Below are 19,268 nucleotides of genomic sequence, written 5' to 3'. Positions count from 1 at the left end.
AAAGGTCCAAACTTTCACAGCAATGACGCATGCTTGCCTTTCGCGCCGCGAACGTGCTCTAACCAAAGCATGGCTTTCACCTTGAGACAGCTGCAATACTTCGTCGCCGTGGCGGAACAAGGTTCCGTGACGCGGGCCGCGCAGAACCTGTCCATCTCGCAATCGTCCGTCACGGAAGCCCTCAAGGAACTTGAAAGCGATCTTGGCGTCGAACTGTTCGAGCGCCATCCGCGCGGTCTCTCCATCACACATAATGGTCACCAGTTCCTGCGCCACGCAACGAAGATCCTGGCGACGGTTTCCGATGCCCGCACAAGCTTTTCCGGCCAGCGGAACGAGGCTGGCGGCACGCTGAACATTGGAGTGACCTCGCTCGTCGCCGGCTATGTTCTGTCAGATCTTCTGGCCCGCTACCGCCGTGCCTGCCCCGGTGTCGAGGTCAGCGCCATCGAGGACAATGGCGGCTATCTGGAGCACCTTCTGGTTGGTGGCGAGCTCGACGTCGCCGTCATGGTCATTTCCAACCTGCGGGATCGCATGGCCCTGCAGGCGGAAATCCTCGAAACCTCGCCCTATCGCCTCTGGCTGCCGATGGGTCATCCCCTCGTCTCGGCCGATATCATCAGCGTCGCCGACATCAGCCGCGAACCGCTGATCATGCTGACCATCGACGAAATCGAGGAAAACACCGGCAAGCTGCTGAGCGCACTCGGCGCCCGCCCCCATGTCGCCTTCCGCACGCGCTCGGTCGAGGCGGTGCGCAGCCTTGTCGCGACAGGCGCGGGCGTGGCGCTGCTGCCCGATCTCGTCTATCGCCCCTGGTCGCTGGAAGGCGATCGCATCGAGAGCCGCGACGTCTCCGGCTCGCTGCCGGTCGTTCAGGTCGGCATGGTCTGGCGCAAAGGATCGAGCCTTCCGCAAGCGGCTCGCGACTTCGTCGGCGTTGCCGAAAGCATGCGCTCGGGGAGGCAGCGATAGCAGAGAGCTGCTCCACGAGCATCAAGGGAGTGGAGGATCATTGTGAAGAGCGCCATCATATTCGACTGTGAATTTCTTTGCCTCGAAGGCTCGCAACGCAGATTCTGGTGCGCGGCCCATGATCCGGACCCGGTAATCGCCGAGATCGGAGCGGTTAAGCTGGGCCTGGAAGGCGATTTCCCCATTCTGGACAACTATAAAGCCTATGTTCGCCCCCTCGACAGATTGGCAACCAGTATGCGCTCGACCCGTTCTTCACCGCACTGACCGGCATTACCGAAGAGAATATCAAGACTGAGGGAATTGCCTTACAGGAGGCGCTTGCCGGCCTCGATAGCTTCTCTGACGGCGCCCGCTTCTGGTCCTGGGGCAAGGACGAGCTGAATATGGTGGCGATCAGCTGTTATGTCGCCGGAATTCAGCCGCCAATTCCGGCCCGCCGCTTCGACAACGCCGTCAAGCTGCTGATCGCGGCGGGAATGCCGATCGAGGATCTGGCAAGGACGCCGAGCAACAAGCTCGCCGACTATTATGGTGTGGAGCATCCGCTCCTGCAGAGCCATAACGCGCTCGACGACGCACTTTCAGTGTCCTATACGCTGCAACATCTTATGAAGGCTGGGAAATTACAGCCGAAGGCCTTCGACCGCAACTAGCATCGCCGAGCATCAAATCGACGCCCATCGCAGGCTTCCCTTACCGCACATGGCCTGCCTGGGAAGGAATCGGAATTTCCGATATCGCCTTTCTGATAAATGAATTTGCGAATACGGCGAAATCGCGTCACCTTTTCTTCCGGGAACAAAAAGCCAGCCACTGGCTCCAAGAGCAAGACTCAAAAAACCGGGAGAGTCCGATGAAGCATCTGCTGAAATCATGCACGGCTGCACTCGCATGCCTAAGTTTCGCAACGCAGGTCATTGCCGCGGAGCCATTGAAGACGCTCGGCAAGGGCGAAGGCGCTGTCAGCATCGTCGCATGGGCCGGCTATATCGAGCGCGGCGAAAGCGACAAGAATTACGATTGGGTCACCGGCTTCGAGAAGGAAACTGGCTGCAAGGTCAGCGTCAAGACTGCGGCGACCTCGGACGAAATGGTCGCGCTGATGAACGAAGGCGGCTTCGATCTCGTCACCGCCTCCGGTGACGCGTCGCTCAGGCTCGTTGCCGGTAAGCGCGTCCAGCCGATCAATACCGATCTGATCCCGAGCTGGAAGAACCTCGACGACCGCCTGAAGAATGCCCCCTGGCATACGGTCAACGGCGTCCACTATGGCGTCCCCTATCTCTGGGGGCCGAACGTGCTGATGTACAACACCGACGCCTTCAAGGGCCAGGCGCCGAAGAGCTGGAATATCGTCTTCGAAGAAATGAACCTGCCTGACGGCAAATCCAACAAGGGCCGCGTCCAGGCCTATGACGGCCCGATCTATATCGCCGATGCCGCCCTCTACCTCATGGCCCACAAGCCTGAGCTGGGCATCAAGGACCCATACGAGCTCAACGAAGACCAGTACAAGGCCGCCCTCGAACTGCTGCGCGGCCAGCGCAAGATCGTCAGCCGCTATTGGCACGACGCCATGATCCAGACCGACGATTTCAAGAACGAAGGCGTCGTCGCTTCCGGCTCCTGGCCGTTCCAGGTCAACCTCCTGCAGGCCGACAAGCAGAAGATCGCTTCGACTTTCCCGGATGAGGGAACGACGGGCTGGGCCGATACGACCATGCTGCATGCCGACAGCGAGCATCCGAACTGCGCCTATATGTGGATGGAACATTCGCTCCAGGCCAAGGTTCAGGGCGATGCGGCCGCCTGGTTCGGCGCCGTCCCCTCGGTTCCGGCCGCCTGCAAGGGCGACGAACTCCTGACCGACAGCGGCTGCGCCACCAATGGCTACGATCACTTCGACAAGATCAAGTTCTGGAAAACCCCTGTCGCCAAGTGCACGACGCAGAGCGAATGCGTGCCCTATCATCGCTGGGTTTCCGATTATATCGGCGTGATCGGCGGTCGGTGACCTTCACTCTTCTCCCCTCGGGGAGAAGATGCCCGCCCTTCGGAAAACTCAGGAGGGCAAATGAGGGGGATGAGGAGTTAAGCGACGAATGTCCTGAGCGAAAAGCGAAGGACTGCTTATGCCGCCCCACCCCCTCATCCGACCCTCCGGGTCACCTTCTCCCCGCTGGGGAGAAGGAGTAAACAACATACTCGGAGAAACCAATGAGCGCCGTTCGTTTCCAGCAGGTGTCGCGGCATTTCGGCCAAGTCCGCGCTGTGGACCGCGTCGACCTGGAGATCGCGGCCGGCGAATTTTTCGCCATGCTCGGCCCTTCCGGTTCCGGCAAAACCACTTGCCTGAGATTGATTGCCGGCTTCGAACAGCCGACCGGCGGCCATATCGAGATCTTCGGCGAAACCGCCGAAGGCGTGCCGCCCTATCGGCGCAACGTCAACACGGTCTTCCAGGACTATGCCCTGTTTCCGCATCTCAACATCCTCGACAACGTCGCCTACGGGCTGATGGTCAAGGGCGTCGGCAAGGCCGAGCGGCTGCGTGCCGCCGAACAAGCCTTGGAACTGGTGAAACTGCCTGACTATGGCGCCCGCCGCCCCGGCCAGCTCTCCGGCGGCCAGCGCCAGCGCGTGGCGCTCGCCCGGGCGCTGGTCAACAAGCCGAAAGTTCTTCTGCTCGACGAGCCGCTCGGCGCGCTGGACCTGAAGCTGCGCGAGCAGATGCAGGAAGAGCTGAAGAGCCTGCAGCGGGCGCTCGGCATCACCTTCGTCTTCGTCACCCACGATCAGGGCGAAGCGCTTTCGATGGCCGACCGCGTCGCCGTCTTCAACGATGGCCGCATCGTGCAACATGGCACGCCGCACGATATCTATCAGCGGCCGAAGACCCGTTTCGTCGCCGATTTCGTCGGCTCCTCCAATGTCATTGCCCCGGAAGTCATGTCGTCGCTCGGCGGCGAGCGGCGCTGGGCCAGCCTGCGCCCGGAAGCCATACGGTTGACAGAGGAGAGCGGCGTGGCGGCGACCGTGAAAGCGACGAGCTTTCTCGGTGCCGCTACCCGCCTCTCGGTCGAGGCGAATGGCGCACGCCTGCATGTGACGGTGCCGGCCGGCCAGTCGGCCCCGGATACCGGTGCCGCCATCCGCCTCGCCTGGCTGCCGGCGGACGTTCATTACATGGATGACGCCGCATGAACGCCGCCGCCTTCCCCGCCTCGTCGAGCCAAGCGCCGGCCTCGATCCTGCCGCGCCGCGGCGGCGTCTTCGGCCGCCTCTCCGATCTCTTCTGGCGACGTCCGAAGCTGCTGCTGTTCCTGATGCTGACGCCGCCGCTCCTCTGGCTCGGCATCATCTATATCGGCTCGCTGATCGCGCTTTTGCTGCAGAGCTTCTTCTCGATCGACGACTTCTCGGGAATGGTGAACTACGAGTTCACCCTCTCGACCTATGCCCAGCTGTTGAACACAGCTAATTTTGACATCATCGTGCGCACGGTGGTTATGGCCGCCCTCGTCACGCTGGCCTCCGCCTTCGTCGCCTTCCCGATCGCCTATTTTGCCGCGCGCCATGCGCAGGGCAAATGGAAGGCGCTGTTCTATCTCGGCGTCATGCTGCCGCTCTGGTCGAGCTATCTGGTGAAGGTCTATGCCTGGAAGCTGATCCTCGCCAAGGAAGGCATCCTCACCTGGATCTTCGACAAGCTGCATCTCGGCTGGCTGCTCGACGGCGTGCTCGCTTTGCCCATTATCGGCGGCAATTCGCTGTCGGTCAGCTACATCGGCACCTTCCTCGTCTTCGTCTATATCTGGCTGCCCTACATGATCTTGCCGACGCAGGCCGCTCTCGAGCGCGTGCCGGCGAACTTGCTGGAAGCCTCGTCCGACCTCGGCGCGACGCCGAAGCAGACCTTGCGCACGGTGCTGCTGCCGCTCGCTCTGCCGGGTGTCGTCGCCGGTTCCATCTTCACCTTCTCGCTGACATTGGGCGATTACATCATTCCGCAGATCATCGGCTCCTCGCGCCTCTTCATCGGCCAGGCCGTCTATGCGCAACAAGGAACCGCCGGCAACGTGCCGCTCGCCGCCGCCTTCTCGGTCGTGCCGATCGTCATCATGGCGATCTATCTCTGGATCGCCAAAAAGCAGGGAGCCTTCGATGCGCTCTGATCGTGGCCAACGCGCCTCCCTCCCCTTGAAGATCGCAGCAGCCGGTGGCCTGCTCTTCCTGCATCTGCCGATCCTTCTGATCTTCGTTTATGCCTTCACGACGGAGGAAAAGAGCTATCAGTGGCCGCCGCCAGGGCTCACCCTGCAATGGTTCGGCATTGCCTGGAACAGGCCGGATGTCTGGTCGGCGCTGGCGCTGTCGGTTCAGGTCGCGACCATCGCAACCATCGTCGCCTTGCTGCTCGGTACGCTCTGCGCCGCCGCCGTCAGCCAGACCAAGTTCTTCGGCCGCGAGGCGATCTCACTGCTGGTCATTTTGCCGATCGCGCTTCCCGGCATCATCACCGGCATCGCACTGCGCTCCGCCTTCAGCCTGTTCGATATCCCCTTCTCGGTCTGGACGATCGTTCTCGGCCATGCCACCTTCTGCGTCGTCGTTGTTTATAACAATGCCGTCGCCCGTTTCCGCCGCAACTCCGGCTCGCTGATCGAGGCGTCGATGGATCTTGGCGCCGACGGTTTCCAGACCTTCCGCCATGTCGTCCTGCCGAATATCGGCACGGCGCTGCTCGCCGGCGGCATGCTCGCCTTCGCGCTGTCCTTCGACGAAGTCATCGTCACCACGTTTACCGGCGGTCAGCAGATGACCTTGCCAATCTGGATGCTGGAGGAACTGATCCGCCCGCGCCAGCGACCCGTGACCAATGTCGTCGCCATGGTCGTCGTGCTTGTCACCTTCCTGCCGATCCTGGCAGCCTACTATCTTACCCGCGACGGCGACCAGATCGCCGGCGGCGGCAAATGAAAGGGAGAAAAATATGGATACCCAGATGCTGATCGGCTCCCGCTTCGAAGCCGGCACGGAAACGGAAGAGCGCGTGCTGAACCCGAAGACGGGCGAGACCGTACTCAACCTGCCTGAGGCGTCACTCGGCCAGATCGATGCCGCCGTCGACGCCGCCGAAAAGGCTTTCACGAGCTGGTCGCAGACGACCCCGAGCCAGCGCTCGGCCTATCTCCTCAAAATCGCCGACGCCATCGAGCGAGATGCCGAAGGTTTCGCAGCGCTGGAGGCGCTGAACTGCGGCAAGCCGATCAACGCCGTGCTCAATGACGAAATTCCGGCGATCGTCGACTGCTATCGTTTCTTCGCCGGCGCGGTGCGCAACCTGCACGGCCCTGTCGCCGGTGAGTATCTCCCCGGCCACACCTCGATGATCCGCCGTGACCCGATCGGCATCGTCGGCTCGATCGCACCCTGGAACTATCCGCTGATGATGATGGCCTGGAAGCTGGCACCGGCCATTGCCGGCGGCAACACCGTCGTCTTCAAGCCTTCCGAGCAGACGCCGCTGACGGCGCTGAAGATGGCGAAGCTGCTTTCGGATATCCTTCCTGAGGGCGTCGTCAACGTCATCCTCGGACGTGGCGAAAGCGTCGGCAATGCGCTGATCAACCACTCGAAGATCGGCATGGTCTCGATCACCGGCGACGTCGCCACCGGCAAGAAGGTGCTTCAGGCCGCCGCCAAAACGGTGAAGCGTACCCATCTCGAACTTGGCGGCAAGGCGCCCGTCATCATCTTCGACGACGCCGATATCGACGCCGTCGTCGCCGGCATCCGCACCTTCGGCTATTACAATGCCGGCCAGGACTGCACCGCCGCCTGCCGCATCTATGCCGACGCCAAGGTCTACGACAATTTCGTCGCCGACCTCACTTCGGCAGTCTCCAGCATCAAGTTCAACCAGGCCGACGACACGGAAAACGAAATCGGCCCGCTGATCTCCAAGCGTCAGCGCGACCGCGTCGAGAGCTTCGTCACCCGCGCCGCCGAACACAAGCACATGGAGATCACCACCGGCGGCAGGATCTCCGGCGACCACGGCTTCTTCTACGCGCCGACGGTCGTCGCCGGCGCCACGCAGGATGACGAGATCGTCCGCCGCGAGGTCTTCGGCCCTGTCATCTCGGTGACGCGCTTCACCAATGCCGATGATGCCGTCGCCTGGGCCAACGACAGCGACTATGGCCTCGCCTCCTCAGTCTGGACCAAGGACATCAGCCGCGGCATGCAGACGGCCGCACGGCTGCAATATGGCTGCACCTGGATCAACACCCATTTCATGCTGGTCAACGAAATGCCGCATGGCGGCCTGAAGCAATCCGGCTACGGCAAGGATATGTCAGTCTACGCTATCGAAGACTACACGGCTGTGCGGCATGTGATGATCAATCATGGGTGAGAGGCGGCTGAGATAAGACTCTCGGTCAAACCAGCTCTCTTGAGTTTGGGGCAACGCTGTACCCCCCGCCGAAGACAACCATGTGCCTTTAACCGAAACGCCTTCGGAACAATTTACCCTCCTCCGGCGTCTTTAAGAGGTACAACGCAGAGGAGATTGCTAATGCTGAAATGGGCTCTCATTTTCTTTGTGATTTCGCTGATCAGCGGCTTTTTCGGCTTCTCAGGAGTATCGGCGGCAACCGCAACCATTGCGCGCGTTCTCTTCGCTATCTTCCTGATCATCTTCCTGGTGTTCCTGATCCTGGCCGTTATGGCCGGCAACGCCGTCGTCTGACGATATCGGCCGTCACAACCTTCGGGGCGGGCCTAAATCAGGCTCGCCCCCACGTTTATCGCGAGCGCCAGGATGGTCGTGTTGAACAGGAACGACAGGATGGCATGCAGCAGCACCAGCTTACGCATGCCGACCGTGGAAACGCCGATATCGGCCGTCTGCGCTGCAACGCCGATGGTGAAGGAGAAATAGAGGAAATCCCAATAGATCGGCTCTTCCACCGGTTCGGCGAATTTGAGCCCCTGCCCCTTGCCCGGACTACTATAAAATTTATGCGCATAGTGGATGGTGAACAGGGTGTGCAGGAATGTCCATGAAATCAGGATCGTCACGATCGCCGTCATCACGCGGATGAAGGCGATTTCGGGCGATGCGTCCTTGATGCCGATGAGATCGAGCGCAATGCCGCCGACGCTGGCGATCGCCGCCGCGATCGACAGGAACAGCAGCAAGCCATCCGAAAAATCGAGGTCGGCCGAGCGCTTGCGGATGCGAAGCGCATTGGCTGTCAGCATCCGATAGAGGCTGTAGACGATGAAGACGACGGCGGTCGTATCCCAGGCAATCAGCAGGTTGCCGGCATTGAGATCACGTGATGTCAGAAGCAGGAAGACGGCAATACCGGCAAGCACGGAAATCAGGATGACATGGTGCTTGCGCCACAGCACGAGACCTCTGGAACGATGCATAAGTTCGTTCGCATCCATGCCGCTCTCCTGATCGCAAATCGCCGTTACAAACCGATTCGCAAACGAGAGTGGCAAATAAAAGGAGGCCTCGCAACACGAAGCCCCCGATTGCGAAAATGAAGCCTCAGCCTGTCCAGCCGCCGTCGACGACGTGAGTCTGGCCGGTCGTGAAGCCCGCTTCGTCGCCGGCCAGATAGGTCACCAGCGCGGCAATCTCTTCCGCAGTCGCGATGCGGCCCATCGGCTGGCGGGCGATGAAATCCTTCATCGCCTTGTCGTAGTCGCCGGTTGCCCGCAGCCGCTCATGCAGCGAGGGGCTGTCGACCGTGCCGGGGCATATGGCGTTGGCTCGGATGCCCTTGGAAACAAAATCGGCAGCGATCGACTTGGTAAGTCCGATGACGGCCGCCTTGGAGGCGCAATAGGCGAAGCGGTTCGGCACGCCCTTCACGCTGGAAGCGACCGAAGCCATGTTGACGATCGAGCCCTTGCCCTTTTCCAGCATGCCGGGCAGGAAGGTCCGGCAGGTCGTGTACATCGCCTTTGCATTGAGGTTGAAGGAGAAATCCCAATCCTTCTCGTCGCAGTCGAGGATGGTTCCGGCATGGACGAAGCCGGCGCAGTTGAAGAGCACATCGATCGGGCCAATCTCTTCCGCGTAGGCCTTGACGGCGGCGCTGTCGAGCACGTTCAGCACATGCTTGCTGGCGCCTTCCAGCGTTGAAAGCGTCTGCTCGTTGATGTCGGTGGCGTAGACATGCGCGCCGAGCGAGATGAAGCGCTCCGCCGAAGCCCGGCCGATGCCCTGCCCCGCCGCCGTGATGACGACCTTCTTGCCTTCCAACCCGTGACCCATAATCCTAATCCTTTCCTCGGAACTATGATCTCACCCATTCCGCCGGGCCCACGGCCGATAGCCTGGATAAGATCATGCAATAACAATCGGTTGGCCCAGCCATCCATCAAACGTCGAAGGACTGCGCGAAGCGGCGGTTCAGCTTGTCGATGAGGACTGTATGTCTTTCGCCGGTTCGCAGTCCATTGCTAATCATCTCGGATGTATCGCTTTGAAATGCCATGTAGCCGTCATGCCGCGGCCGCACATAGGCGCCATCCAGAGTCGCACGCGTATTGCGGTAAAAATCGAGCGCCAGCGCATTGACCGCATCGCTGACCCAGGCATCGGCGTGACCCGGCTGACCGTTCCCGCCTGCATAAATGCCGGCCTGCACCGGGCCGCTGGCGATCCAGCGCGCGAAAGCCTTCGCCTCCTCGGGAGCTTGCGTGTGCGCCGAGACGGCAATGCCCGTACCGCCAAGCGCCGAGCCATTCGGCGCGCGGCCGTCGATGACGGGCATATCCGCAAAGGCGATCCGTGCCGGCCTGAAACCGGCAAAGGAATAATTGACGTAACCGTAAATGAAGGGCGTCGCCACATAGGGACTGTCGACCTGGCTCATCAGGTCGAACACCGCGATCGGGTCCATCTCGTAGCAGCCGATATCCATCCCGGCGACGATCCGCGCCATCCAGTCGAGCACCGCTTCACCATCGGCTTTCGCGATGAAGTCTGGTCCCTCGATGCTGCAGGGCGTGCCGAGATGCGCCGCCAGCGAGATGAAGGTCATCAGCGAATGCGGCGGCCGCATCGGCAGGATCGCCCTACCTTCCTGGGCGAGCGTCACGAACTCGGCAAGATCCCTGACCGGCGCGCTCAGGCGATCCGGCCGGTAGGCTTGCACCTGCGTCGCCGCATCGAGCGGAAAGGCCCACTGGCGTCCCTGCCAATTGTAGCTCGGATAGGAGCGCCCGACGGTGCCGGCGGCGATCGCGGCGATTTCCTCCGAATGAGCCGCATCGTCGAGCGGCAGCAGGCAGTTTTCGCGCGTGATCTGGCCGACATGCGGGTGATCGATGACGATGAGATCGTATTGGGCGGCAAGTTCTTCCACCGGAAAGGTCTCGAAATCCTGCAGCGACCGCTTTTCCCAGCTAATCTCGACGCCGGTCCTTTCCTGCCACTCTTTGGAACAAGCGAGCATCGGATCATAGCCGCGCGGATGCGACCAGGTCATCCCCTTTAGCTTCACCATCATACCTTCTCCGCCGCCGGTTTGCGCTCGACGACCAGGATGTGATCGGCGGCCAGCACGACTTCGTCGCGCTGGTTCAGCACCTCGCAGCGCTCGGTGACGCGACCGGCCGCCGGCCGCTTCGGATCGTCCTCTTTCGCCGAAATGGTAACGCGGGTGCGGATCGTATCGCCGATATGCACCGGACGAACGAAGCGGAGCCGATCATAGCCATAGGAAAAGGCGACGGGATTGACGAGTGATGCCGTGAGACCGACACCGATCGCAAAGATCATCGTGCCGTGTGCGATGCGCTGGCCGCCGGGCAAGGTCTTGGCGAATTCCGCATCCATGTGATGCGGGAAGAAATCGCCGGTATGGCCGGCATGGACGACGAAATCGGTCTCGGTGATCGTCCGTCCGGTCGTCAATCGGACATGGCCAAGTTCGTAGTCTTCGAAGTAGAGGGTTTGTTCTGCCATTCCTCAAGCCTTTGGAAGTTCAGCAATCGGCGTCGCCGGCGCGGCGCTCGACTGATAGGCGGCCTCGACGAGAGCCATGGTCTGCCAGGCATCCTCGACCGAGCCGATCAGCTCCTGATCTTCGCCAGATGCGAAGCGCTGCAGGTTGGCCATGCGATTGACGAAAGCGTCCGGGAACCAGGCCCCTTCCAGCTTGACCTCGACCCAATCGCTGCCATCGGCGGGGCGGATCCATAGCTCGTCCGGCTCGCCGCGCGGATAGTCGAGATTGACGCCAAGCTTGATGTAGGCCGCACCCTTGGTGCCTGAAATGCGAAACTCGCAGGCCTGGAACTTGCGGCCGAAATCATGGTCATGATTGACCGAGAGCACGCAGCGGACCTTGTCGCCATAGTCGAGGATCGCGGCCGTCCGCGTCTGCGCGACATCATGGTTGGGATGGCCGATGGTCTTGGCATGGATCCCTTGAGGATTGCCGAGCAGCCCGCGAATGAAATCGAGATAGTGGATCGAGTGCATGGCAATCTCGATCCGCGGCAGACCCTTAAGGAACGGCCAAAGGCCCCAGGGCGTGGCGAGCGCCAGCCAGGCATCGAAATCGACGACCTCGCCAAGATAACCCTTCTTCACGGCATCATAGAGCGCCAGCATCATCGGCGCGAACCGAAGCTGGAAATTGACGGCCGCCTTGATGTCGCGTTCGCGGCAAACCCGCAGAATTTCGGAGCCGCCGGCAAGATCGCTGCCCATCGGCTTCTGGATCAACGCGAAGGAGCCGTGCGGCAATTTCGAAAGGATCGTCGCATGCGCGGCCGGCGGCGTTGCTAGATCGAAAATAGCGCCTTCGACGGCAAGCGCCTCTGCCTCGGAGACGAGAGCGCGAATGCCCCATTGCGCGGCAAGCGCCGCCGCTTTCTCGACGTTGGGATCGTAGAGACCAGCGACCGGAAAGCCGCCCTGCTTGTACGCCGGCAAATGCGCATCGCCGACGATGCTACCGGCGCCGAAGATAACGATTGGACGCGGATTCGACGGCTTCGGCCGCCATTGGCGGAGGGATTGGGGATCGAAGGTCATTGAAGTACTCCCGAAGCATCAGCTTTGGAGTTTGTTGAAGCTAGATGCCCCCCTCTGTCACTTCGTGACATCTCCCCCACAAGGGGGGAGATCGTTGAGTGCGTTTCGCACCGCTTCGGGAAACGAATAACTGTACCGTCTGCAGATTCGATGTCCGTTGATAGCGAAAAATAGCCGCGAGTTACCAATCTCCCCCCTCGTGAGGGAGATGTCAGCAAAGCTGACAGAGGGGGGTATGCCCTCAACGACTTCATGGAAAGCCAGGGATCGCGAACTGAAAGATCGTCCCCTCTCCCCGCCTGCGGGGAGAGGGCTAGGGTGAGGGGCTTTTCTGGAAAGTTACTCATGATGAAACACCTCCTCCATCATGGCCCACCACTCACCCTCCTTGCGGGTCTCGAGCGGCTTCTGGCATGGAATACACACCGACCACCATTCCTGGTTCTTCGGGCTCGCGGCCATCTTGCGCATGTCGGCCTCGAAATCCGTGCCGACATATTCCCAATAGCCGAAGAGCAGGTTTTCCGGCTCTTTCAGGAAGATCGAATAGTTGGTGATGTTGCATTCGGAGATCAGCGCCAGGATTTCGGGCCAGACGGCCGCGTGAAGCGCCTTGTATTCCGCGACCTTGGCCGGCTCCAGACCGATCACCATTCCCATTCGCTGCATGGCCAGTTCCTCCTCAGCCGTGGATTTCCCGGGTGAATTCGCCGATCGAGCGGGCCTTCACCGCTTCCCAATCCCACTCGATGCCGATACCGGGTTCGGAGGGCGCCAGCGCCTTGCCGTCGACGATTTCCATGCCCTTCGTCGTCAAGTCATCGAGTTGCGGGATATATTCGACATATCTACCGTTCGGCACCGCGCAGGTGAGGCTGACATGCAGCTCCATCAGAAAGTGCGGGCAGACCGGAATATCGAAGGCCTCAGCGGCATGCGCCACCTTCAGCCAGGGCGTGATGCCGCCGATGCGGGCAACGTCCACCTGCACGATCGAGCAGGCACCCTTCTGCATATATTCGCGGAAATGCCGGATCGAATACATGGATTCACCGACCGCGATCGGCGTCGTTGTCGACCGGGTCAGCCGGATATGGCCGTCAAGATCATCGGCCGGCAACGGCTCCTCGATCCAGGCAAGATCCAGCTCCTTCAGGCGTGCCGCCCGGCGGATCGCCTCATCGACGGTAAAACCCTGATTACAGTCGGTCATGATCTCGAAGCCGGAGCCGAGCGCCAGGCGCATTGCGGCCAATCGGTCGTAATCTTCCGAGCCATGCGGCTTGCCGATCTTCACTTTCGAGCCGGAGAAGCCCTTGGCCTTCGCCTGCAGCGCATCTTCGACCAAGGCTTCCTTCTCGATATGCAGCCAACCGCCTTCCGTCGTGTAGAGCGGGCAGCGATCCCTAGCACCCCCGGCGAGCTTCCAGAGCGGCAGGCTTTGCTTCTTCGCCCGCAGGTCCCAAAGCGCCGTGTCGACAGCTGCGAGTGCCAACGCCGTAATAGGTCCTATGGTCGTTGCATGTGTCGCGAATTCTAGTCTGTGCCAGATCGCCTCGATGCAGTCGGCATCCTCGCCGATCAGCAGCGGCACCAGATGATCTGAAAGCAGCCGCATGACGGAGGAACCGCCGGTGCCGATCGTATAGCTGTAGCCGGTGCCGACAGCCCCGTCGCTGTCGGTGATGGTGACGATCGGCGTCTCCTGGCTGACGAAGCTCTGGATCGCATCCGTCCGTTTCACCTTCGGCGGCAGGTCGACCATGCGCAGCTCAATTTTCTCGATACGTGCCATGGGTCGGCTCCTCAGCTTGCCAGGCTCTTGCCGGTTTCAACGGAGAAGAGGTGCGCCTGGCTGAGATCGAAGCTCATCTTCAGCTGTTCGCCGCTCTTCAGCGAGCGCGGGTTGAGCATGCGCGTCACCCATTCGCGCCCGGCAAATTCGACGAAGACGAGCGTTTCATTGCCGAGCGGTTCGGTGATGGCGACGGGCAAAGTCAGTTCATAGACAGCCGATTCCACGCCGGAATGCAGGCCATGTCCCGTCGGGAAGATATCGTCGGGCCTAAGGCCAAAGGCGACCTTCTCGCCCTCCTTGACCTTGCCGGCAAACTGGCCGGGCAGCGGCAGCCGATCGCCATTCTTGAAGGTGAGTTCGCCCGCCTTCAACGTCGCCTCCTCGATATTCATCGGCGGCGAGCCGATGAAGCCGGCAACGAAGCGCGTGGCCGGCCGCTTGAACACCTCGTCCGGCGTGCCGACCTGCTCGATATAGCCGTCGCGCATGATGACGATGCGGTCCGCCAGCGTCATGGCCTCGACCTGGTCGTGCGTGACATAGACCACCGTCGATTGCACCTTGGCATGCAGTTTCTTGATCTCGGTGCGCATCTGCGTGCGCAGCTTGGCATCGAGGTTCGACAGCGGCTCGTCGAAGAGGAAGACTTCCGGCTGACGGACAATGGCGCGGCCCATGGCGACGCGCTGGCGCTGGCCGCCGGAAAGCTGGGCCGGGCGGCGGTCCATCAGCACATCCAGGCCGAGAATGGCGGCGGCTTCATCGACGCGACGGTCTATCTCCGTCTGCGGTTGCTTGGCGATCTTCAACGAGAAGCCCATATTTTCGCGCACCGTCATATGCGGATAAAGCGCATAGGACTGGAACACCATGGAGATGTTGCGATCACGAGGCGGCAGGTCGTTGACGACGGTGTCGCCTATCTCGATCACGCCGTCTGAGACATCCTCCAGGCCGGCGATCATGCGCAGCGTCGTCGACTTGCCACAGCCGGACGGGCCGACGAGCGCGATGAACTCCTTGTCCGCGATGTCGAGATCGATCCCGTGGACGATTTCCAGCGCGCCGTAGCGCTTGACGAGTTTTTTGAGGGAAACCTGAGCCATGGAAATCAACCTTTGACCGCACCGAATGTCAGACCCGACACCAGATGCTTCTGAATGATGAAAGTGAGAGCGAGCGCCGGAATGATCATCACGACCGCGAGCGCGCACATGCCGCGCCAGTCGATGGTGAACTCGGCCGTGTAATCCAGCAGACCGACAGGCAGCGTCTTGGAATCGACGGAGCGTGTCAGCTGCGAGGCCAGTGCATATTCATTCCAGCAGGTGAGGAAGGCGAAAATGCCGGCGGACGCGATACCGGGGCCGGCAAGCGGGAATTCCACCTGCCAGAAGGCCTGCCAGCGCGTGCAGCCGTCGATCTGCGCGGCTTCGGCGAGATCCTTCGGCACCTGCCGGAAGAAGCCGTCGATCAGCCAGATCGTGAAGGGCACGTTCAGCGCGACGTAGGTGAGGATCAGGCCGAAATGCGTGTCGATGATCCCGAGCCGGGCATAGACCATGAAGAGCGGCAGCGACAGCGCCACGCCAGGCACCGAGCGGGTCAGCATCAGCCCGAGGAACACGGCCGATTTGCCTGCGAAACGGAAGCGGGCGAAGGCATAGCCGCCGGACATGCCGATGACGAGCGCAATGGCGGTCGAGGTGACGGAGATGATAAGCGAATTGCGGAAATAGTCCCAGACAGGAATGCCGCCCTGCCCCACGCCGCCGAACATGGCGCGATAGGCTTCCAGCGAAAGTTCCTGCGGGATCCAGACCGCTGGCTTCGCCATGATTTCCACGGTGGGGCGCAGCGAGCTGATGACAATCCAGAAGCCGGGCAGGCAGATGACGAGCATCGCTAGGAAAAGGCCGATGAGATAGGCGACCTTCCAAAGGCGGCGCTGCAGGCGTTGTTGGGCATTGCGATCCATGATTACCACTCCGCTCCGATCTGGGTGCGGGCAAGCGCCAGCTTACGGAAGAAATAGACTGTGAAGACGATCGAAAGGATGATTGAGACATAGGCCATGGCGTTGGCGAGGCCCATCTGCGCGTCGGCATAGGCGGTACGCCCGACCAGCGTCCAGATGAGCTCCGTGCGCCGCGCCGGCCCGCCATCCGTCATGATCTTGACGATGTCGTAGGCGCGCGCGACGTCGAGCGAGCGGATCGTCATGGCGATGAAGGCAAACGGCATCAGGAACGGCCAGGTGACATAACGGAAGGTCTGCCAGCTGGTGCAGCCATCAACCTTCGCGGCTTCGACCGGCTCCTGCGGCATGGCAAGCAGTCCGGCGAGAATGAGGATCGCGAAGACCGAGGTCGAAGACCAGACTTCCGCAATGACGATGGAGAGCAGCGCCAGATTGCCGTCGATCAGCCAGGGAATGGCCGTCTCCGTAATGCCCAGGGATTGCAGCGCATTATTGATGATGCCGACATTGTCGTTGAACATGAATTTGAACTGGAAGCCGACGAGCACGGGCGAAAACATCATCGGGAACATCATCAGCGTGCGCAGCACGCGCTTGCCATGGGTCGCCTTGTTGACCAGGATAGCCAATCCCAGGCCCAGCAGCATTTCCAGATTGAGCGCGATCGTCAGCAGCACCACGGTGCGCACGAAGGCGGCCAGAAACACCGGGTCGGTCAGGATACGCGCATAGTTGCGCAGGCCAATAAAGGTGAAGAGCGTCGCCGGCCGCGTCAGTCGAAACGGCGTGAAACTGGAATAGAAGGAGAGGAGCAGCGGAAACAGAACCACCGCCACAAGGACGATGATCGCCGGAAGAAGAAGCAGGACCGGTGGGGATATTCTTTTGAGCATGGTTTGCACCTGTCGGCATTCCTCGGCAGCGTGGCCCGGACTGCGTGGAATGAATTGCCTGGGACCGAGAAGCCGGTGCGACACCGGCGGCACACGCCGGCCCTTCACGGTGCCGATCGAAAGCCATTCTCGAAGTCAGATTGCGGAAGTCCCGCGCACCATGAGCACGCGGGATTTCGATTGCATCGCTCAGAGCGCGCCGGCGTCCTTCAGGACGTCGGTTGCCTTCTGGGCAGCAGCATCGAGCGCCTCCTTCGAGCTCTTGTCGCCGAGGATTGCGGCCTGAAGCTCGGGATAGACGACGTTGGAAATCTCGATCCATTGCGGCGTGCGCGGAACCGGGAAGGCATATTTCATGGCTTCCTGGAAGGTGCTCAGCACTTCCTTCTTGTAAGGATCGGAAGCCGCCTGCTGGATATCCCAATCCCAGACAGCCTTGCGGGTCGGAAGCGTGCCGTTGGCGGCCTCGAGCTTCTGCGAGTCGTCGTTCGTCAGGAACCAGACGAGCGAAGCGGCGGCATCCTTGTGAGCGCAGGATTCGGTCACCGAGAAGCCGTGGTGACCGGACCAGCCGGTGTGCTTGCCGGAGGAACCGGCGGGCTGTACGACGACGCCGACATTGCCGGCGATCTTCGACGACTTCGGATCGTTGAAATAGGTCGCCCAGCCCGGCCAGTCGAGATCGAGCGCGATGGAACCGGAAGCAAAGCCGGCGCCGAGATCATCCCACAGATAATTGGTCACGCCGGCAGGAACGGCCTTCGCCTTGTACATGTTGACGAACCAGTCGAGCGCACGCACGCCTGCTTCGGAATTGAAGGCCGGCTTGCCGTCCTTGCCGAGATATTCGCCGCCCTCGGCGACCAGCATCTCGTAGAAGCGGCCGTTGATGGCCTCTTCCTTGCCGGGGAACTGCGTGCCGAAGAAGTTCGGCGGGTTGGAGAAGAAGATCGACTGATCGGACACTTCCTTCCAGGTCTTCGGCGGCGCGAGATCGTAGCCGTACTTTGCCTTGAAGGCCGTCTTCTTGGCATCGTCGTTGTAGAGGCTCTTCTGATAGTAGAGGGCCGAAACGTCGAACTGGGCGCGCGGCAGCATGATCAGGCGGCCGTCGATGGTCGAGGCCTGAATGGTGGAATCGACAAACTGGCCGATTTCTTCCTTGGGCAGAAGCTTCGAAAGATCGGTGTATAGATCGGGATATTGCGGCGCGAAGGACGAATGGTTCGAGCCGACGCACCAGGAGATGCTGCCCGATGCCATGTCCGACTTGATTTCCTTGTCGAGCTCGAAGTGGTTCTTCTTGGAGAGAATGTTGACCTTGGCCCCCGTCTCCTTCTCCCACTCGGCAATGCGCGCATACAGCGGCTCGTATTGCTGACCGCCGATGAGCTTGGCGTCGATCGTCACACCCGGAAATTTGCCCGGCAGATCGGCGGCGAAGACCGCTGTGCCGGCAAGCAATGCCATCGTGCCGGCAACGAGACCGGCCTTCCAATTCCTCATCGAAGTTCCTCCCTAAGACCGGACCCCTTGTCCGATTGTTCTCCCGACCCAAATATGGATCAATGATTTATAAGTAAACATCTTATTCATTGGCCGTCAAGCTGCGATCGCGTGCTTGTAAAATGCCTTCATTCATATATGAATGACGATTCATGTTTCGTCGCATGGGGGATTTGTTGATGAGTGTAGAAGACGACAGCGATCGCTATCGCGCGCCGGCCCTGGACAAGGGGCTCGATATTTTGGAATTGCTGGCAACGATCGATGGTGGCCTGACGCAGGCGGAAATCGCCAAGGCGCTCAACAAGAGCCCCAACGAATTCTATCGCATGCTCGATCGCCTCGTGCGGCGCGGCTATGTGCAGAGGCAGGACGGCGATCGCTTCTATCTGACGCTGAAGCTGTTCGGGCTGGCGCATTATCACGCACCAGTGCGCCGACTGGTGTCCTTCGCAACGCCGCTGATGCGTGAATTCTCCAACCGCGCAGAGCAGGCCTGCCATCTGGCGATCTACGACCGCGGCTCGGTCGTCGTCATCGCCCAGCAGGATTCGCCGACCTATTGGGGCATCTCCATCCGCGTCGGCGCGCAGATCAACCTCTACAATACCGGCTCTGGTCACATTCTCCTGGCATTCCGGGATGACAAGCAGCGCCAGATGATGATCAACGAGCAAAGGCGCCAGCAGGATCAGGAGGCCGAAGAGCCGCCGGCCGATCTCGAAGAGAAGCTGCGGGCAATCCGCGAAAAGGGCTATGAGACCATGGACAGCCTGCAGACGAGCGGCGTGCGCAATATTTCCGCGCCGATCCTGGCCATGGACGGCAATGGACTTGCCGCTCTCACCTGCCCCTATATCGAGCCCGTCAACACCAAGGCGCCGACTTACGATCAAGTCATCGAATATGTGCGGGAAGCGGCAAAGGAGATCTCTGAAACCGTGGCCGGTATAGTCGACAAGGCCGAGTTATAATTTTTATTTGAATAAATTATTCTTATGTGAGTATATGTTGAGCAAGCAGTATGGGAGG

Annotated in this window: 19 protein-coding genes and 1 pseudogene; 9 read left to right on the top strand and 11 right to left on the bottom strand. The window is 60.8% G+C overall.

Going from position 1 to position 19,268, the window contains the following annotated elements; translation table 11 throughout:
* Positions 1 to 69: 69 nt before the first annotated feature.
* The 8 genes and pseudogenes from HGP16_RS00520 to HGP16_RS00485 all read left to right on the top strand — a co-directional run bounded on the left by HGP16_RS00520 (position 70) and on the right by HGP16_RS00485 (position 7,738).
* Positions 70 to 978, top strand: coding sequence for a LysR family transcriptional regulator (locus HGP16_RS00520; RefSeq protein WP_168838082.1), 909 nt, complete (start codon positions 70 to 72; stop codon positions 976 to 978).
* A 42-nt stretch (positions 979 to 1,020) separates the two neighbouring features.
* Positions 1,021 to 1,634 (top strand): annotated as a pseudogene (locus HGP16_RS00515) (3'-5' exonuclease).
* A 200-nt stretch (positions 1,635 to 1,834) separates the two neighbouring features.
* Positions 1,835 to 2,995 (top strand): ABC transporter substrate-binding protein, encoded by a 1,161-nt coding sequence (locus HGP16_RS00510; protein WP_168838081.1) that lies wholly within the window; start codon positions 1,835 to 1,837, stop codon positions 2,993 to 2,995.
* Positions 2,996 to 3,198: 203 nt separating this feature from the next.
* The gene (locus HGP16_RS00505; RefSeq protein ID WP_168838080.1) at positions 3,199 to 4,185 is read left to right on the top strand and encodes an ABC transporter ATP-binding protein; all 987 of its coding nucleotides are present in this window, start codon (positions 3,199 to 3,201) and stop codon (positions 4,183 to 4,185) included.
* Entirely contained in the window at positions 4,182 to 5,156 is a 975-nt protein-coding gene (locus HGP16_RS00500; RefSeq protein ID WP_168838079.1) for an ABC transporter permease, read from the top strand. Before HGP16_RS00505 ends, HGP16_RS00500 begins: the two co-directional genes overlap by 4 nt.
* Positions 5,146 to 5,961: an ABC transporter permease gene (locus HGP16_RS00495; protein ID WP_168838078.1), complete on the top strand. Its 816-nt coding sequence runs from the start codon at positions 5,146 to 5,148 to the stop codon at positions 5,959 to 5,961. The genes HGP16_RS00500 and HGP16_RS00495 overlap by 11 nt, the downstream gene beginning before the upstream one ends.
* Before the next feature lie 13 nt (positions 5,962 to 5,974).
* Positions 5,975 to 7,402, top strand: a complete 1,428-nt coding sequence (locus tag HGP16_RS00490; RefSeq protein ID WP_168838077.1) for a gamma-aminobutyraldehyde dehydrogenase — start codon at positions 5,975 to 5,977, stop codon at positions 7,400 to 7,402.
* Between the two features lie 162 nt (positions 7,403 to 7,564).
* On the top strand, positions 7,565 to 7,738 hold the full coding sequence (locus HGP16_RS00485) for a DUF1328 domain-containing protein (RefSeq protein WP_015341190.1): 174 nt from the start codon (positions 7,565 to 7,567) through the stop codon (positions 7,736 to 7,738).
* 32 nt (positions 7,739 to 7,770) lie between these two features.
* Here the strand turns inward: HGP16_RS00485 and HGP16_RS00480 are convergent, their stop codons facing one another.
* From HGP16_RS00480 to HGP16_RS00430, 11 genes are all read right to left on the bottom strand, one after another.
* Positions 7,771 to 8,445, bottom strand: a complete 675-nt coding sequence (locus HGP16_RS00480) for a DUF1345 domain-containing protein (RefSeq protein ID WP_168838076.1) — start codon at positions 8,443 to 8,445, stop codon at positions 7,771 to 7,773.
* Between the two features lie 106 nt (positions 8,446 to 8,551).
* Positions 8,552 to 9,283 carry an SDR family oxidoreductase gene (locus tag HGP16_RS00475; protein ID WP_168838075.1) on the bottom strand — a complete coding sequence of 244 codons (732 nt, stop codon included), beginning with the start codon at positions 9,281 to 9,283 and terminating at the stop codon, positions 8,552 to 8,554.
* A 106-nt stretch (positions 9,284 to 9,389) separates the two neighbouring features.
* Complete coding sequence (locus HGP16_RS00470) at positions 9,390 to 10,523, bottom strand: extracellular solute-binding protein (protein ID WP_168838074.1); 1,134 nt, start codon at positions 10,521 to 10,523, stop codon at positions 9,390 to 9,392.
* Entirely contained in the window at positions 10,520 to 10,981 is a 462-nt protein-coding gene (locus HGP16_RS00465; protein ID WP_168838073.1) for a MaoC/PaaZ C-terminal domain-containing protein, read from the bottom strand. The genes HGP16_RS00470 and HGP16_RS00465 overlap by 4 nt, the downstream gene beginning before the upstream one ends.
* A gap of 3 nt (positions 10,982 to 10,984) precedes the next feature.
* Positions 10,985 to 12,058, bottom strand: coding sequence for a Gfo/Idh/MocA family protein (locus HGP16_RS00460; protein ID WP_168838072.1), 1,074 nt, complete (start codon positions 12,056 to 12,058; stop codon positions 10,985 to 10,987).
* Positions 12,059 to 12,397: 339 nt separating this feature from the next.
* A complete protein-coding gene (locus HGP16_RS00455) occupies positions 12,398 to 12,727 on the bottom strand; it encodes an L-rhamnose mutarotase (protein ID WP_168838071.1) in 330 nt (109 codons plus the stop codon).
* Between the two features lie 13 nt (positions 12,728 to 12,740).
* Complete coding sequence (locus HGP16_RS00450) at positions 12,741 to 13,853, bottom strand: mandelate racemase/muconate lactonizing enzyme family protein (protein ID WP_168838070.1); 1,113 nt, start codon at positions 13,851 to 13,853, stop codon at positions 12,741 to 12,743.
* 11 nt (positions 13,854 to 13,864) lie between these two features.
* Positions 13,865 to 14,962 carry an ABC transporter ATP-binding protein gene (locus HGP16_RS00445; protein WP_168838069.1) on the bottom strand — a complete coding sequence of 366 codons (1,098 nt, stop codon included), beginning with the start codon at positions 14,960 to 14,962 and terminating at the stop codon, positions 13,865 to 13,867.
* A 5-nt stretch (positions 14,963 to 14,967) separates the two neighbouring features.
* On the bottom strand, positions 14,968 to 15,834 hold the full coding sequence (locus HGP16_RS00440; protein ID WP_168838068.1) for a carbohydrate ABC transporter permease: 867 nt from the start codon (positions 15,832 to 15,834) through the stop codon (positions 14,968 to 14,970).
* Positions 15,835 to 15,836: 2 nt separating this feature from the next.
* The gene (locus HGP16_RS00435; RefSeq protein WP_168838067.1) at positions 15,837 to 16,730 is read right to left on the bottom strand and encodes a carbohydrate ABC transporter permease; all 894 of its coding nucleotides are present in this window, start codon (positions 16,728 to 16,730) and stop codon (positions 15,837 to 15,839) included.
* 189 nt (positions 16,731 to 16,919) lie between these two features.
* Positions 16,920 to 18,236 (bottom strand): extracellular solute-binding protein, encoded by a 1,317-nt coding sequence (locus HGP16_RS00430; protein ID WP_168838066.1) that lies wholly within the window; start codon positions 18,234 to 18,236, stop codon positions 16,920 to 16,922.
* 179 nt (positions 18,237 to 18,415) lie between these two features.
* On the opposite strand from HGP16_RS00430, the gene HGP16_RS00425 reads away from it, so the two are divergent.
* Entirely contained in the window at positions 18,416 to 19,210 is a 795-nt protein-coding gene (locus HGP16_RS00425; RefSeq protein ID WP_168838065.1) for an IclR family transcriptional regulator, read from the top strand.
* Positions 19,211 to 19,268: the final 58 nt, after the last annotated feature.

The sequence above is a fragment of the Rhizobium sp. P40RR-XXII genome, assembly GCF_012641405.1.
In the GTDB taxonomy this organism is placed as follows: domain Bacteria; phylum Pseudomonadota; class Alphaproteobacteria; order Rhizobiales; family Rhizobiaceae; genus Rhizobium.
The sequence above is the reverse complement of the archived record's forward strand: the minus strand, read 5'-3'. Positions and strand labels throughout refer to the sequence as shown.